Raw genomic sequence first — 11,547 nt, 5'->3', positions numbered from 1 at the left:
GCCGAAAAGTTTATCACGGGCCGCAAGGGGATTCGACCTTGATGCAAGGGGCCCGCCAGAGGGAACAGTGATGAAAACCAGAGACAGGATCATTCACAGCGCCACCGAGCTGTTCAACGATCAGGGTGAACGCAACATCACCACCAACCACATTGCCGCCCATCTGGGCATCAGCCCAGGCAACCTTTATTACCATTTCAGGAATAAAGAAGACATCATCCACTCGATTTTTGATCAATATGCCCGTCACCTGAGCGAGAGCTTTACCCCGGCGCGCAGCAACGAGATCAAGCTGGAAAACCTGATGGGCTACCTGGATGCCATCTTTTATCTGATGTGGCAGTTCCGTTTTTTCTACGCAAATTTACCAGACATCCTCAGTCGCGATGAGCCATTGCAGCAGAAGTATCTCAAGGCTCAGGAGCAGTTGCGCTCCTCCGTGGTCGCCCTGCTCAGGAGCCTGCGCGAAGGAGGCATCATAGATGTCAACGACGAGGACCTGCCCGACCTGGGCCAGACCATCAAGATGGTGGTGACCTGCTGGATCCCGTTCCAGATTGCCCAAGCCCCCCATACCCGCATCACCAAGCCACTGCTCTACCAGGGGGTATTGCGGGTGCTGTTCCTGCTGCGTCCCTATATCCAGCCCCAGGTGGCTGGGCAGATCCGTCAGCTGGAGCAGCATTACAGTCAACTGGCCCAACCAGCAGGGTGAGATCTGTTTCACAATTGTTGAATGTCAGCACAATCATTTGAATTCACCGCAACAGATTGCAGTAAAATACTGCCCATTGTTGATAAACAGCTGCAATAGCCAATAAGGATCGAGGATGTCTAACGGATTCTATCGTCACCTGACCGAGCAACTTGGCCAAGTACAGGCTGAAGGATTGTACAAGCAGGAGCGCATCATCACCTCGGCCCAACAGGCCCAGATTGCGGTGGGCGGTGAGCAGGTACTGAACTTCTGTGCCAACAACTACCTGGGACTGGCCAACCACAAGGACCTTATCGAAGCAGCCCATCAGGGGCTCGATAGCCACGGCTTCGGCATGGCCTCGGTTCGCTTCATCTGCGGTACCCAGGACAACCACAAGGTGCTGGAACAGAAGCTCTCTGCCTTCCTCGGCACCGAGGATACCATCCTCTACTCCTCCTGCTTCGATGCCAACGGCGGCCTGTTCGAAACCCTGTTCGGTGCCGAAGACGCCATCATTTCCGATGCCCTCAACCACGCCTCCATCATAGACGGCGTGCGGTTGTGCAAGGCCAAACGCTATCGCTACGCCAACAACGACATGGCCGAGCTGGAAGCCCAGCTCAAACAGGCCAACGCCGATGGTGCCCGTTTCAAGTTGATCGCCACCGACGGCGTCTTCTCCATGGATGGGGTCATCGCCGATCTGAAATCCATCTGCGATCTGGCTGACAAGTACGATGCCCTGGTGATGGTGGATGATTCCCACGCAGTCGGATTCATTGGCGACAACGGTCGCGGCACCCACGAATACTGCGGTGTGCTGGACAGAGTCGACATCATTACCGGCACCCTGGGCAAGGCTCTGGGAGGCGCCTCCGGTGGCTACACCTCAGGCAAGAAAGAGGTTATCGACTGGCTGCGTCAACGCTCCCGCCCCTATCTCTTCTCCAACTCGCTGGCGCCCTCCATCGTCTCGGCCACCATCAAGGTGATCGACATGCTGGCAGAGGGTCACGACCTGCGCGCCCGTCTGAAAGAGAACAGCCGTTACTTCCGCGAGCGGATGAGCGCCGCCGGTTTCACCCTGGCAGGTGCCGATCACGCCATCATCCCTGTGATGCTGGGGGATGCCAAGCTGGCCTCCGAGATGGCGAGCCGCATGCTGGCCGCCGGCATCTACGTGGTGGGCTTCTCCTTCCCGGTTGTGCCCAAGGGCCAGGCCCGCATTCGCACCCAGATGTCCGCCGCTCATACCCGTGAACAGCTGGACAAGGCGATCGATGCCTTCATCGGCATCGGCCGCGAACTCGGTGTCATCTGATTTGAACCAAGGGGCTGCAGCCCCTTTTTTCTGCATTCATCGTGATTGACTGGCATGAAGGAACAACCATGAAAGCACTCTCCAAACTCAAAGCCGAAGTCGGCATCTGGATGACAGACGTCCCGGCACCCGAGCTCGGCCACAACGATCTGCTAATCAAGATCCGCAAGACCGCCATCTGTGGCACCGACATGCACATCTACAACTGGGACGAGTGGGCCCAAAAGACCATCCCCGTGCCCATGGTGGTCGGTCATGAATACGTGGGCGAAGTGGTCGCCGTCGGCCAGGAAGTGCGTGGCTTCGCCGTGGGGGATCGGGTCTCCGGCGAGGGCCACATTACCTGCGGTCACTGCCGCAACTGCCGGGCCGGCCGCACCCACCTGTGCCGCAACACCATAGGGGTCGGCGTCAACCGCCCGGGTTCCTTCGCCGAATATCTGGTGATCCCGGCCTTCAACGCTTTCAAGCTGCCCGACAACATCCCCGATGAACTGGCCGCCATTTTCGACCCGTTCGGCAACGCAGTGCACACTGCGCTCTCCTTCGACCTGGTGGGCGAAGACGTGCTCATCACAGGTGCAGGCCCCATCGGCATCATGGCTGCAGCCGTCTGTCGCCACGTGGGAGCCCGTCATGTGGTGATCACGGACGTCAACGAATATCGGCTGGAGCTGGCTCGCAAGATGGGTGCCACCCGCGCCGTCAACGTCAGCAAAGAGAAACTTGCTGACGTGATGAGCGAACTCGGCATGACTGAAGGCTTCGACGTGGGGCTGGAGATGTCCGGTGTGCCCTCGGCCTTCCAGGACATGATCGACAAGATGAACCACGGCGGCAAAATTGCCATGCTCGGCATCCCCCCCTCCACCATGGCCATAGATTGGAACAAGGTGATCTTCAAGGGACTGTTTATCAAAGGGATCTACGGCCGCGAGATGTTCGAGACCTGGTACAAGATGGCCAGCCTGATCCAGTCAGGCCTGGATCTCACTCCCATCATCACCCATCATTTCCATATCGATGACTTCCAGCAAGGCTTCGAAGCCATGGGGTCAGGCAAGTCCGGCAAGGTGATCCTCAGCTGGGACAAATAAGCCCTTGGGTCGCCCTCTTTCATGAAACCCGGTGAATACCGGGTTTTTTTATCATGCATCCTCACCAGTTTGTGATCTGACGAAGAAACTTTGCACGCAGAGTGCTTAACACTTCACACACAAGCGTTTAAATGGCTGTAACTATTCGGTTATAATCCAGCCGTTTTCTAGGGATAATAAAAGCCTGCTGGGAGTACATGAGCGTGTTGAAAAAACTGAGCTATTTGCTGGCTGTCGGAATGACGGCTGCCAGTTTGTCCGGCGTTGTACTTGCTGCCGATGAGATGTCACCGGACGCGATTGCCGAACGGATCAAGCCCGTCGGTCAGGTCTATACCGCCAAGGAGCTGGAAGGGATTGCGACTGCAGGCGCAGCTCCTGTGGCGGCAGCACCATCCGGCCCACGTGATGGCGAGGCCGTGTACAAAGGGGCGTGCTTTGCCTGTCATGACATGGGTATTGCCGGTGCCCCCAAACGCGGCGACAAGGCTGTGTGGGAGCCACGCATAGCGCAAGGCATTGATATATTAAAGAAACATGCAATTGAAGGCTTCACCGGCAAGAGCGGTGTGATGCCAGCACGAGGGACTTGCGTCACCTGTAGCGATGAAGAGATCGAAAACGCCATTCACTACATGACCGACAACCTCTAAGTAATTGAAAGGGCCGCAATTGCGGCCCTTTCAATCTGTTTACTTCCGACTACTCTTTGTAAGGTAGGCAAACCGGGAGTTTCTATGTCAGCCCAACCCACAGCACCGCATTACTCGACTCCCTTGTTGGCGTTGGTCTCCTCTATTATGGACTTCCCAGCCCCCTCCGAGGCCACCCCTAAAGAGTATGACACCCTGATCCAGCAGCTGAACCAGCTCTGTCCGCTGCAACATTTTGGCATACTGGGCTTATCGGAATCGGGGCTGCACTGGGTCTGCGAGCATCAGATTTCTGACCGTTTCAAACTGCAGCTGGGGCTGGAGGAGTCGCGGATCTCCGATCAGCTTGACCAGCTCGATGAGGCGAAAGGCTGGTGTATACTGCCGGTCGAGCACGGTCAGATACAGTGGTTACTGGCCTGCTGTCAGCCCAAGGATCTGCCCACACTGCGCCTGTTGCTGGAATGTCTCGCCAAGCGGCTGAATGAAACCCAGGCAGGCTCCCAGCTATCGGAACTGGCCTCCCCCCTTATCCGCAAGGATCCGGACTGGCAAAAAAAGATTGAGAGCATCAATCGCATTATCCGCCTGGCCAATACCCTGCCCAGCCAGGCACTGTTCTCCCAGCTGGAAGCTGTGCTACGCCAGATACTGGCCATTCAGGACATGTTGCTGGTCCGAATCGACAGCCATCGGCTGGAAAAAATATATCCCGAACAGCCACCGCACAGCGATGAGTTCATCACCAGCCTGTGCCACAGCACCAACAACATGGAACAACACAAAGAGCAGTTGCACTGGTACAGCCAGCCCTTGCGCCTGCAGCAGCAATACTTCGCCCACTTCCTTATCAGTACTCAGCAGCCGCTGGAGACAGATAACCGGTTGTTCCTCGACTTCCTGCGCAGCCAGCTGACCCTGCTGCTGGAGCTAAGGCGGATCCGGCAGCAGCTGCACGACATCAACTCGGAAGACTCCATCAACCAGCGCCTGCAACAGCTGCGGCAGACCAATCTCAGATTGCAGAAGCAACTCAAGCAACACCAGGAGCTCGAACGCAGGCTGCAATTCGATGCCCTGCACGATCCGCTGACCCAGTTGCCGAATCGGGCGCTGCTGATGAATCACCTCAATCATGCCATGACCCACTTCCACCGCTACAAGACGCCGGGGTTTGCACTCATCTTCGTCGATGTGGATCACTTCAAGCAGGTCAATGACACCCTGGGCCATAGCGCTGGCGATCAGTTGCTCAAAGAGATGAGTCGCCGTCTGCAAACCTGCATCAGACAAAACGACATGGTGGCCAGACTGGGAGGGGACGAATTTGTCATCTACTTGGACAACAGCAAGGACGAGGAGGATATCAGCCCTGTTCTCAACCGCGTCATCAGCCGCCTCTCCTATCCGTTCCGGCTGCAGGGCAATGAGCTGAGCATCACGGTCAGCCTGGGGGTGGCCAGTGTGTCGGAGCAGACTTCAGATATCAGTCAACTGCTACATCAGGCCGACCTGGCCATGTATCAGGCCAAACGCAACGGTCGCAGCCGCATCGTCAGCTATTCGGAAGAGTGCTCGGCCCAGACCTGGACCTCACCGGAGGAGATGCTGGCCAGAGCACTGCGAGAGGGGCGCATAGTGCCTTATTTCCAGCCGGTGATCCGGCTCAAGGACAGTCGTCTGACAGGGCTGGAGGTGATGGCTCGCTGGATCACGGAGGAGGGTGTACTCAAGGATGCCTTCGACTTCATCCCGCTGGCGGAGCAGTGCGGCCTTATTCAGGAACTGGATTACCAGATACTGCGCCACACCTGCCAACAACTGAAGAACTGGCTGCCCATGTCGGGCCAGAGCAAGTTCAAGGTTGCGATCAACCTCTCCGGCAAGCATCTGGTCAACCACGATCAGATCATGCGACTGGTCGACATTATTGAGAGCGAGGGGATAGCACCGGGTTACCTGATTTTCGAATTCAACGAGCGGGAGCTGTCGCGACAGGATTCCGACGCCCTCACCTCTTTGCACGAGCTGAGGGCCAAAGGCATTCAGATCAGTCTGGATGATTTTGGCACCGGCTTCTCCTCCCTCAATGCCCTGTTCCACTTCCCGGTGGACTACATCAAGGTGGATGACAGTTTCACCCATCGCATGCTGCAATCCCCCAAGGATCTGGCGCTGATCCGCGCCATGCGGGACATCTGCCAGGATCTGGATTTCACTCTGGTAGTCGAAGGGATCGAGAACCAGCAGCAATTGCAGAAGCTGATCGACATGGGCTGCCTGATGGGACAAGGACGCTACATTTCACCACCCATGCCGGGGGCAGATATCACTCCCCTGCTCAGCCAGACCAAGGGTGAACGCGGCTAGCCGTGTCGGCTCAATCCTTCTTGAACAGCGCTCGCAGGTTGGCGACACCAACCTGCCCTTTCTGCTGGCGCTCCTCTGCCGTCACCTTCTTCTGATTTTCCCACTCAAGATCGTCCTGGGGCAGCTCCAGCAGGAAGCGGCTCGGCTCGGGCCTTACCGACTCGCCATACTGGCGCCGCTCCTTGCAGAGGGTGAAGGTCAGCTCGGTCTGGGCACGGGTGATACCCACGTAGGCGAGGCGCCGCTCCTCTTCCACATTGTCTTCATCGATGCTGGTCTGATGGGGCAACAGGCCCTCTTCCATCCCCACCATGAAGACATAGGGGAACTCCAGCCCCTTGGAGGCGTGCAGTGTCATCAGCTGCACCTGATCGGCGTCATCTTCTCCTTCGTTGCGCTCCATCATGTCGCGCAAGGTAAGGCGGGTGACCACCTGAGCGAGCGTCATCGACTCTTCCAGCTCATCCCCTTCCAGCATTTCGGTGATCCAGCGATAGAGGGTGGAGACGTTCTGCATTCGCATCTCAGCCGCCTTCGGGCTGGGGGAAGTCTCGTAGAGCCACTCCTCGTAGTGGATCTCCTTGATCATGTCCCGCACCGCCTCCACCGGGTTGCCCCGCTGCGCCTGTTCGCCTAATCGCACCAGCCAGTTGGTAAAGGCTTGTAGGGCCACCAGACCACGACCGGACAGAGATTGTTCCAGCCCCAGCTCAAAGCTGGCCGCAAACAGGCTTTTGCCACGCTGGTTGGCGTACTGGCCAAGTTTTTCGAGCGTTGTGGGGCCGATTTCACGGCGCGGCAGATTGACCACCCGCAGGAAGGCGGTGTCCTCGTCCGGATTCACCAGCAGCTTGAGATAAGCCATGATGTCCTTGATCTCGGTACGGGAGAAGAAAGAGGTACCGCCCGAGATGCGATAGGGGATGCGGTTGGTCATCAGCGCCTTCTCGAAGATGCGCGACTGATGGTTGCCACGGTAGAGGATGGCGTAATCCTTGAACCGGGTGCGGTTCATGAACTTGTGCCCCATCAGCTCGGCAGCGATCCGCTCCGCCTCGTGCTCCTCATTTTTGGCAAACAGTACTTTGACCGGCACCCCGTAATCGAGCTCGGAGAAGAGCGCTTTGTCGAACACGTGAGGGTTGTTGGCGATCAATATGTTGGCGCATTTCAGAATGCGCCCCTTGGAGCGGTAGTTCTGCTCCAGCTTGATCAGCTTGAGGCTCGGAAAGTCTTCGTTGAGCAGCACCAGATTCTGCGGCTTGGCACCGCGCCAGGAGTAGATGGACTGGTCATCGTCCCCTACCACGGTAAAGCGGGCCCGCTCGCCGACGATCTGCTTCACCAGCTCGTACTGGCTGGTGTTGGTGTCTTGGTACTCATCGACCAGCAGGTAGCGGATCTTGTTTTGCCAGCGGGTGCGGACCTCTTCATTGTTCTTGAGCAGCAGGGTCGGCATCACAATAAGATCATCGAAGTCGAGCGCGTTATAGGCCACCATCTGGCGGTGATAGCGCTCGTAGAGCTGGGCCATCAGCACCTCTTCCGGCCCCAGGGCGATACGCATGGCACGCGCCGGCAGTATGAGGTCGTTCTTCCAGTTGGAGATCTGGCTGATGAGGGCCGACAACTTGTCCTTGTCGTTGTCGAGCTCGTCTTCGGTCAGCTCCTTGAGCAGCGCCAGCTGGTCGGTGTCATCGAACAGGGAGAAGTTAGCCTTGAGATTCAGGCTCTTGTGCTCACGGCGTATGATGTCGAGGCCCAGGGTATGGAAGGTGGAAACCATGAGTCCCCGCGCCTCCTTGCGACCCAGGGTCTGACCGACCCGCTCCTTCATCTCCCGCGCCGCCTTGTTGGTAAAGGTGACGGCCGCTATGTTGCGGGCGTTATAGCCACACTGCTGCACCAGATAAGCGATCTTGTTGGTGATGACGCGCGTCTTGCCCGATCCGGCTCCCGCCAGCACCAGGCAAGGGCCGGAGACAAACTTGACCGCTTCGTTCTGATTGGGGTTGAGCTTCATGGGCCGGATCTCTTGGCTTATGATGAGGGGCGACATTGTAACAGAAATCAGCGGGCGAGCCGCATCGCTGCGCCACACACCATCAGTCGGCAAGCATCGTGCGCCTTGTGTTCGAGCGCCATTTTCAGGATCATGACCGACTTTTCCAGACGATGACGAGGGGAGCATGAATCAGCAACAGCACACCCAATTGCGCAGCCAGTTTCCGGCCTTGGCGCAGCAGGTCAACGACCATCCTCTGGTCTATCTGGACAACGCCGCCACCCCCCAGAAACCCCAGGCGGTGCTGGATGCGATCAATCACTACTATCGGGCCGACAACGCCAACGTGCACCGTGCCGCCCATACCCTGAGCAGCCGCGCCACAGGGGCCTTCGAGGCCGCCCGCGAGACAGTCGCTCGCTTTATCAATGCGCCTCACAGTCGCGAGGTGATCTGGACCCGCGGTACCACTGAGGCGATCAACCTGGTGGCCCAGAGCTGGGGCCTGAGCGAGCTCCAGGCGGGGGACGAAATCGTGCTCAGTACCCTGGAGCACCATGCCAACATAGTGCCCTGGCAGCTGATTGCCCAGCGCACCGGTGCCCTTATCCGGGTCATCCCCCTCGATGAGCGGGGCGATCTCGATATAGCTGCCTATCTAGCCATGCTGGGGCCCCGCACCCGGCTGGTAAGCGTGGCTCACGTCTCCAATGCCCTTGGTACCGTCAATCCGGTCACCCAGATGGTGGCAGCCGCCAAAACGGTTGGCGCCGTGACACTTATCGACGGTGCCCAGGCGGTGGCTCACTTGGAGGTAGATGTGCAGGCCATAGGGTGCGACTTCTATGCCTTCTCCGGCCACAAGCTCTATGGCCCGACCGGCATCGGCGTGTTGTGGGGCCGCACCGAGCTATTGGAACGGATGCCGCCATGGCAAGCTGGCGGCGAGATGATCGACAGGGTCAGTTTCAGCGGCACCACCTTCAACGCCCTGCCCTTCAAGTTCGAGGCAGGCACCCCGCACATCGCCGGTGCCATAGGCCTGGCGGCCGCCATCGACTTTGTCATGCAGCAAGACAGAGGCGCACTGGCACAGCATGAACAGAGACTCATCGACTATCTGGTGGCAGGGCTGCGGCAAGTGCCGGGCCTGCGCCTCATCGGTGAACCCGGCCAGCGCGCCGGCGCCGTCTCCTTTCTGCTGCAGGATATCCACTCGCAAGATGCCGCCACCCTGCTCGACATGCAGGGCATAGCGCTGCGGGTCGGCCACCACTGCGCCATGCCGCTGATGGAAAGCCTTGGCATCGGCGGTACTATGAGGGCCTCGCTGGCCTGTTACAACAATCAAGACGACGTGGATGCCCTGCTGGCGGCTCTGCGCAAACTCAGTGACTTCTTCTAAGGCAGACAACCTAATGAACAGCCTCGCAACCTATACCCAGATCGGCCTGGAACCCAATGCCGAGGGCATCCGCCAACAATTTGCGGCCGCCCACGGCTGGGAAAACCAGTACCGGCTCATCATCCAGCTCGGCAAGCTGCTACCCGTCCTGCCTGCCGAGTGGCAGCAGGAGGAGTTTCGTCTCAAGGGGTGTGAAAGCCAGGCCTGGCTGAAAGGGGAGCAGGGAGAGGATGACCGTTGGCATTTTGCCTGCGACTCGGACGCCCGCATAGTGCGCGGCCTCATCGTCATCGTGCTCGCGGCGCTCAACCACCAATCCGCAGAGGCCATTCAAGGCTTTGATATGGAAGCCTATTTCACCGAACTGGGGCTTGAGAAATACTTGAGCCCGTCACGGGGTAACGGGCTCAGAGCGATCGTGCTGGCGATCCGGGAGCAGGCAGTCTAATCCGCCTTGTTCAGTGGTCGATTACGCTTCGCTAATCGACCCTACTTCTTCATTCCCGGCCTCTTTTTCGGCGCGAGCACCCCGCTCGGCAATCTTCTTCAATACCCTGGACGCGGCAACCAACCCAAAGGTTGCCGTCACCGGCGTCACAGCACCAAAGCCGGAGGCACAATCCATCTTCATGTTGCCATCGCTGGCGGCCTTGGCCTGACAGGTGCCACCATTGCCATCCGGGTAGCTCAACTGCTCGGTTGAAAAGACACACTCCACTCCGAACTTGCGAGCAGGATTCTTGCTGAAATTGTGCAGCCGGCGCAGGTCGGAGCGCACCTTGGCGGCCAGCGGATCCTGAATGGTCTTGGCCAGATCGGCCACAGTAATCTGGGTGGGATCCATCTGTCCGCCAGCACCACCCGCCACAATCACAGGGATCTTGTTGCGCTTGCAGAAGGCAATCAGCGCCACCTTGGCCTTGACCGAGTCGATGGCGTCCACCACATAGTCAAACTCCCGCTTGATATGCTCGGCCAGGTTGTCAGGAGTGACGAAATCATCCACCTCGATCACCTCGCAATCCGGATTGATGGCACGAATACGCTCTGCCATCACCTCGGTTTTGAGGCGACCAACCGTACCCTGCATGGCGTGGATCTGGCGATTGGTGTTGGTGATGCAGATATCATCCATGTCGATCAGGGTGATCTGGTTGATGCCGGCACGGGCCAGCGCCTCCGCCGCCCAGGAGCCTACCCCGCCGATCCCCACCACGCAGACCCTGGCCTGACTGAAGGAGCCAAGTGCGCTCTGACCATAAAGACGGGCAATGCCCCCGAATCGCTGTAGATATTCTGCTGTCATACCATCACCTTGCTTGAGGCCGGCCATTATAGCGGCAACCGCAGCCAGCGGCGATCATCAAGAGGGCTCCGCATGGAGAAAGGAAGAGGGGGTGGATAATAGTGATAGCGAGTGCGGGGTAGTCGGAAACGAAAAAAAGCCCAGTCTTTCGACTGGGCTTCTCAATTTACTGGCGGAGCGGACGGGACTCGAACCCGCGACCCCCGGCGTGACAGGCCGGTATTCTAACCAACTGAACTACCGCTCCGCTGTCTGGTTAGCTTTTTGCTAAATTGTCTGCCGTTTCAACGAGGTGTCATCCTCTCGGCCAATGACGTGATTTTGCACATCATCGTTTAATTGGGTGCCTGGCAGTGTCCTACTCTCGCATGGCGAATGCCACACTACCATCGGCGCTACCGCGTTTCACTTCTGAGTTCGGCATGGGATCAGGTGGTTCCACGGCGCTATGGCCGCCAGGCAAATTCTTAATCTAGAAAGCTGACGTGAGTAATGACTCAGGCTGTTGCCTTGTCACTATCACTGAATTTGTAAGGAGTTCATTCACTTGCTACAAGGCCAGAAACACTTCTTGGGTGTTGTATGGTTAAGCCTCACGGGTAATTAGTACGGGTTAGCTCAATGCATCGCTGCACTTACACACCCCGCCTATCAACGTTGTGGTCTCCAACGGCCCTTTAGGACCCTCAA

The 11,547-nt window shown here is 58.0% G+C and carries 9 protein-coding genes, 1 tRNA gene and 2 rRNA genes; 7 read left to right on the top strand and 5 right to left on the bottom strand.

The window, feature by feature from the left end; all coding sequences use genetic code 11:
• Positions 1 to 70: 70 nt before the first annotated feature.
• From GWQ29_RS09850 to GWQ29_RS09830, 5 genes are all read left to right on the top strand, one after another.
• On the top strand, positions 71 to 715 hold the full coding sequence (locus tag GWQ29_RS09850) for a TetR/AcrR family transcriptional regulator (protein WP_005318149.1): 645 nt from the start codon (positions 71 to 73) through the stop codon (positions 713 to 715).
• A gap of 115 nt (positions 716 to 830) precedes the next feature.
• Positions 831 to 2,021 carry a glycine C-acetyltransferase gene (locus GWQ29_RS09845; protein WP_265461676.1) on the top strand — a complete coding sequence of 397 codons (1,191 nt, stop codon included), beginning with the start codon at positions 831 to 833 and terminating at the stop codon, positions 2,019 to 2,021.
• 68 nt (positions 2,022 to 2,089) lie between these two features.
• A complete protein-coding gene (gene tdh / locus GWQ29_RS09840) occupies positions 2,090 to 3,118 on the top strand; it encodes an L-threonine 3-dehydrogenase (RefSeq protein ID WP_021140268.1) in 1,029 nt (342 codons plus the stop codon).
• A 197-nt stretch (positions 3,119 to 3,315) separates the two neighbouring features.
• Entirely contained in the window at positions 3,316 to 3,771 is a 456-nt protein-coding gene (locus GWQ29_RS09835) for a c-type cytochrome (protein WP_005318144.1), read from the top strand.
• A gap of 84 nt (positions 3,772 to 3,855) precedes the next feature.
• Positions 3,856 to 6,141: an EAL domain-containing protein gene (locus GWQ29_RS09830; protein ID WP_275919320.1), complete on the top strand. Its 2,286-nt coding sequence runs from the start codon at positions 3,856 to 3,858 to the stop codon at positions 6,139 to 6,141.
• 10 nt (positions 6,142 to 6,151) lie between these two features.
• Here the strand turns inward: GWQ29_RS09830 and rep are convergent, their stop codons facing one another.
• The gene (gene rep / locus GWQ29_RS09825) at positions 6,152 to 8,164 is read right to left on the bottom strand and encodes a DNA helicase Rep (RefSeq protein ID WP_275919319.1); all 2,013 of its coding nucleotides are present in this window, start codon (positions 8,162 to 8,164) and stop codon (positions 6,152 to 6,154) included.
• Positions 8,165 to 8,330: 166 nt separating this feature from the next.
• Between rep and GWQ29_RS09820 the strand changes: the two genes are divergently transcribed.
• Both GWQ29_RS09820 and GWQ29_RS09815 read left to right on the top strand, forming a co-directional pair.
• Positions 8,331 to 9,551, top strand: coding sequence for a cysteine desulfurase (locus GWQ29_RS09820; RefSeq protein WP_275919318.1), 1,221 nt, complete (start codon positions 8,331 to 8,333; stop codon positions 9,549 to 9,551).
• Between the two features lie 13 nt (positions 9,552 to 9,564).
• Positions 9,565 to 9,999, top strand: a complete 435-nt coding sequence (locus GWQ29_RS09815) for a SufE family protein (protein ID WP_271787163.1) — start codon at positions 9,565 to 9,567, stop codon at positions 9,997 to 9,999.
• Between the two features lie 21 nt (positions 10,000 to 10,020).
• Here the strand turns inward: GWQ29_RS09815 and tcdA are convergent, their stop codons facing one another.
• The 4 genes from tcdA to GWQ29_RS09795 all read right to left on the bottom strand — a co-directional run.
• Positions 10,021 to 10,857, bottom strand: coding sequence for a tRNA cyclic N6-threonylcarbamoyladenosine(37) synthase TcdA (gene tcdA / locus GWQ29_RS09810; protein WP_275909084.1), 837 nt, complete (start codon positions 10,855 to 10,857; stop codon positions 10,021 to 10,023).
• Between the two features lie 170 nt (positions 10,858 to 11,027).
• Positions 11,028 to 11,104, bottom strand: a tRNA-Asp gene (locus tag GWQ29_RS09805).
• 98 nt (positions 11,105 to 11,202) lie between these two features.
• Positions 11,203 to 11,317 (bottom strand): 5S ribosomal RNA (gene rrf, locus GWQ29_RS09800).
• A 122-nt stretch (positions 11,318 to 11,439) separates the two neighbouring features.
• Positions 11,440 to 11,547: ribosomal RNA gene (locus GWQ29_RS09795) — 23S ribosomal RNA — on the bottom strand; the annotation flags it as partial.

The organism is Aeromonas sp. 2HA2 (assembly GCF_029237345.1).
Lineage (GTDB): Bacteria > Pseudomonadota > Gammaproteobacteria > Enterobacterales > Aeromonadaceae > Aeromonas > Aeromonas salmonicida.
The sequence above is the reverse complement of the archived record's forward strand: the minus strand, read 5'-3'. Positions and strand labels throughout refer to the sequence as shown.

What these genes read in the sequence shown, in the direction of transcription:
- GWQ29_RS09850 (WP_005318149.1), top strand. Translation starts at nt 71, where the DNA reads ATGAAAACCAGAGACAGGATCATTCACAGCGCCACCGAGCTGTTCAAC.
- GWQ29_RS09845 (WP_265461676.1), top strand. Translation starts at nt 831, where the DNA reads ATGTCTAACGGATTCTATCGTCACCTGACCGAGCAACTTGGCCAAGTA.
- tdh (WP_021140268.1), top strand. Translation starts at nt 2,090, where the DNA reads ATGAAAGCACTCTCCAAACTCAAAGCCGAAGTCGGCATCTGGATGACA.
- GWQ29_RS09835 (WP_005318144.1), top strand. Translation starts at nt 3,316, where the DNA reads ATGAGCGTGTTGAAAAAACTGAGCTATTTGCTGGCTGTCGGAATGACG.
- GWQ29_RS09830 (WP_275919320.1), top strand. Translation starts at nt 3,856, where the DNA reads ATGTCAGCCCAACCCACAGCACCGCATTACTCGACTCCCTTGTTGGCG.
- rep (WP_275919319.1), bottom strand. Translation starts at nt 8,164, where the DNA reads ATGAAGCTCAACCCCAATCAGAACGAAGCGGTCAAGTTTGTCTCCGGC.
- GWQ29_RS09820 (WP_275919318.1), top strand. Translation starts at nt 8,331, where the DNA reads ATGAATCAGCAACAGCACACCCAATTGCGCAGCCAGTTTCCGGCCTTG.
- GWQ29_RS09815 (WP_271787163.1), top strand. Translation starts at nt 9,565, where the DNA reads ATGAACAGCCTCGCAACCTATACCCAGATCGGCCTGGAACCCAATGCC.
- tcdA (WP_275909084.1), bottom strand. Translation starts at nt 10,857, where the DNA reads ATGACAGCAGAATATCTACAGCGATTCGGGGGCATTGCCCGTCTTTAT.